Origin of the sequence: uncultured Adlercreutzia sp. (assembly GCA_910585575.1) — a bacterium.
Lineage (GTDB): Bacteria > Actinomycetota > Coriobacteriia > Coriobacteriales > Eggerthellaceae > Adlercreutzia.
The window spans coordinates 1-3878 of the sequence record CAJUFS010000121.1; the positions used below are offsets into that span (position 1 = coordinate 1).

At 62.4% G+C, this 3878-nt stretch carries 1 protein-coding gene and 1 pseudogene; both read left to right on the forward strand.

Annotated features, from left to right (window positions below):
* Positions 1 to 1220: 1220 nt before the first annotated feature.
* Entirely contained in the window at positions 1221 to 2180 is a 960-nt protein-coding gene (locus tag QZ307_RS10875) for a DUF559 domain-containing protein (protein ID WP_295999735.1), read from the forward strand.
* Positions 2181 to 2614: 434 nt separating this feature from the next.
* A pseudogene (locus QZ307_RS10880) lies at positions 2615 to 3878 on the forward strand (DNA-directed RNA polymerase subunit beta); the annotation flags it as partial.

Genomic DNA, 3878 nt, shown 5'->3' on the forward strand with positions numbered 1-3878 from the left:
GTCCCACCAGGACGATGTTTCTGACGTGTTCGGGAGCCGGAGCTGCCATGGGCGACCACCTACCTTCCTTGTAGCGGGACGCGCGCGCCCTCTGCGCGCCGCATTCCCGAGGATGTACCGAGTGCCCGTTCGCCCGAGCCGAAGCTGGCGTCTGCCGGCCAGGGGCCAGGCGGATGTCGGCGCCCCAAGGCCTCACGGGGCGTTCGCGTGCCAGGCGTGGCGCCCTCTACCAGGTCGCTTGTTGACGCAGTGACAGCGAACGGCATAATTTCGGCGGCGAACGGTATTTTCTTCTGACGCCATATTAGCAGAGCCGCCATGAGCCGCAGCCCCCATTGCCGAATTTCTCCCGCAGCTTTTGCTGTGCTTGCTCAAGATGATGAGGAGTTCCGTGCTCCATGGGCTTCGGCGGGAGAGGGGTCTTCAAGCCCCAGGCCTCTCGCGGTAGCGAGAAGGGGCTTCACGTCCCATGGGCCCCAGCGGGGAGAGGGGTCGGCGCCCCTACGGAAGCGAAGGGGTTCGGATCTCTGTGCCGCTGTGGCAGGGAGAGGGGTTCTCGCCTCCCACGGGCCCTGCCGCAGCAAGGGGCTCCGTGTCCCATGGGCCGCACTCCCTTGCCCGTCAGCAAGCCCTTCGCTAATCGCCAGCGACGGAAAATGCTCGTCAAGGGGCCACCGAGCGTTTCGGGGTGGCAGGAAAGCGCCTGATAGTTGGCAGCCTGCCGGCTCTCGGGCCCCATTGATGGAAAGCGCTCCGCGATTGACCGCCGATAGTCCGCATTTCCGCTGTCGGGTGGCGCAAGTTCCAGAATGCGTCACTTTGGTTCCCTCCGCGTAGCCAAAACTGTCCACTTCGGTTCCCTCTGTTTGAGAAACCCCAGGTCGCACGAGTTTGATTGCGGTCGTGGGGAGACCAAAGCGGTTGTTTTTGGAACCTAGTGCGGAACCCAGTGCGACTTCTTCCCGAATAGGCTGCGGCGATGGCATGCTTCGCTGCCCAGCATCGTGAGGCTCCCGGCGTTCCCCTCGACGCTCCGCCCTCCCTGCTGGAGGTTCCGGCTCTTCTCTGGAGGCAGCCGTAGCGGAGTGCCTTGCCTCGCGGCACCGTTAAGCCCCGCAGCGCGCGACCACTGAGGAAACGACTTGAACCAGGAGCTTGGCAACGTTCCTTCGCGGGCGTCTTGCGGCCTCACGCAATGATTCCGCTAGAAAGGAGACTCTATGAACAAGCTTCTTCTGTTTGGGGCATCGGCTCTGACCTACTACGATCATTGCCGGTTGGTGCCCCGCGCTTCCGTTTCAGGGCCAGATCTTGCCGCTGCCGATTTTGCGCCCACGGTTGCGGGGGTCCGTGATGCCCTTCGCGAGGTACCCTCCCTCGCCGCCCCACTTCATGTCAGTGTTTTTGCCGAGCATGAACGGCGGCAAAAAGTGGCGCGCTGCCATGTGGCTCCGGCTTCGGTGCGAGACGCCTCCTTTGGTCGAGTGGCCGAAGGCCTCTTCGTGCCATCTCCCGGTCTGGCCTTGGCCCAGTACGGTCGCGGACGGACGCTGCCCGACATGGTGTTGCGGGGCATGGCGCTGTGCTCGTGCTATGCCCTCGATGAGCAAGATTGCCTGGTGGAGCGCACCTCTCTTACCGACCCGTCGGCTTTGGAGCATGCAACGCGGCTCCATCGAGACGTTCCCGGCTGCCGCCTTGCGCGAGAGGCGCTTCCTTGGGTGGTGCCGGGTGCCGCGTCCCCGCGCGAAGCGGCCCTTGCGGCAATCCTTGTCCTTCCGCCCCGCTATGGCGGCTACGGGTTTCCCAAACCGACGTTGAATGCGCGCATTGACCTTCCCCGTAAGGCCCAGGGTCTTGCCGATACGGCCTATTATGTGGCCGACTTCCTCTGGGAGGAGCAGCGCATCGTCCTTGAGTACGACAGTGATGCGTTCCATCTGACTTCTGAGCGCCACCATCATGATACGGTGCGCCGCGACGTGCTCGAGTCCTTAGGCTATCGGGTGATTGGCGTAACGCGCATGCAGCTTAATGCGCGGGGCGAAATGGACAAGGTGGCCGTCGTGCTGTCTCGGGCGCTCAAGCGACCTTTGCGGATTCGTGCCCAACGGTTTCGTTCGCAGCAAGCCGAGCTCTGGCGAATTGCCGGCCTCGGTGCCAGCAGCCAATGGCAGTGAGGTGTTTTGGAGCGCTGGTGAAGTGGAAGCAGACGCCCAGGGCAGACGCTTCGGCGTTCAGAGGCTTAATGGGGCGGAAGCGGGGGTGCGAAATCAGACGGTTTGGTACCCGTTGAGCCGTAGGGGAGAGGGGAAGGTTCCAGAACTGGGCGGTTTGGTCCCTCCGCTGGTGGCACAATTGGTCTCTTTGGTACCCATGCCCTGCAAAACCCCAGGTCAGTTTTTGCAGTCTGCAGAGCATGGGGAATCAAACCTCCCGTTTTGGGAACCTGGGTTGGACAGCTACTTCATCCTCCCCCGCCTACGCAGGCATTTTCCAAAAAACTTCCATAGCTGGTGAAAATTTTTCTTGACACGGGTGCTTCCTCTTAGTATCGTATCGACCCGTTACGCATTTTTCAATTTTGCGATGGATGTGAAGGAGGAACAGCCTCGTGGCAAAGGATAAGAAATCCGCTCCCACCAGCCTTTACAGGGATCGCCGAAGCTTCGCGAAGATTCCGGACGTTATGGACGTCCCCAATCTGATCGCCATCCAGACGGAAAGCTTCGACTGGTTCAAGAACGAGGGCCTGGCCCAGGCGTTCGCCGATGTGTGCCCCATTGAGAACAACACCGGCGACATGTGCGTCGAGTTCGGCAAGCATCATTTTGGCGAGCCCAAGTACACCGTGGACGAGTGCAAGGAGAAGGACGTCTCCTACCAGGCGCCGCTCTTTGTCGAGATCCGCTTCATCAACCGCGAGACCGGTGAGATCAAGGAGCAGGAGGTGTTCATGGGCGACTTCCCGCTCATGACTCCGCGCGGCACCTTCATCATCAACGGCACCGAGCGCGTCGTGGTTTCCCAGCTGGTTCGTTCGCCGGGCGTGTACTTCGCTTCCGAGCGCGACAAAACCTCCGACAAGACCATCTACAACGCGAAGGTCATCCCCTCCCGCGGTGCCTGGCTCGAGTTCGAGACCGACAAGCGCGACCTGCTCTCCGTGCGCATCGACCGCAAGCGCAAGCAGCCGGCCACCCTGCTGGTGCGTGCTCTGGGCCTGGCGGAAACCCGCGAGGAGATCATCGAGTTGCTCGGTTCCTCCGAGATGGTGCTGCGCACGCTGGATCGCGACCCGGCCACCACGAAGGAAGAGTCGCTCATCGAGCTGTACAAGCGCTTCCGTCCCGGCGAGCCGCCCACCATCGACTCGGCCCGCACGCTGCTCGAGGGTCTGTTCTTCAACCCGCAGCGTTATGACCTGGCGAAGGTCGGCCGCTATAAGATGGACAAGAAGCTGGGCTTCACGCCCGAGGAGAACGACTCCTCCACGCTGACCGATGAGGACATCATCCGCACCATGCGCTACATCATCGGCCTGCACAACGGCGACGAGGGCTTTGCCACTGACGACATCGACCACTTCGGCAACCGCCGCATCCGCTCCGTGGGCGAGCTGATCCAGAACCAGTTCCGCATCGGCCTGTCCCGCATGGAGCGCGTGGTGCGCGAGCGCATGTCCATGCAGGAGCCCGACGAGATCACGCCGCAGTCCCTGGTGAACATTCGCCCCATCGTGGCGGCCATCAAGGAGTTCTTCGGTTCCTCGCAGCTGTCCCAGTTCATGGACCAGACGAACCCCGCCGCCGGCATTACCCACAAGCGCCGTCTGTCGGCTCTGGGCCCGGGCGGTCTGTCCCGCGAGCGCGCCGGCT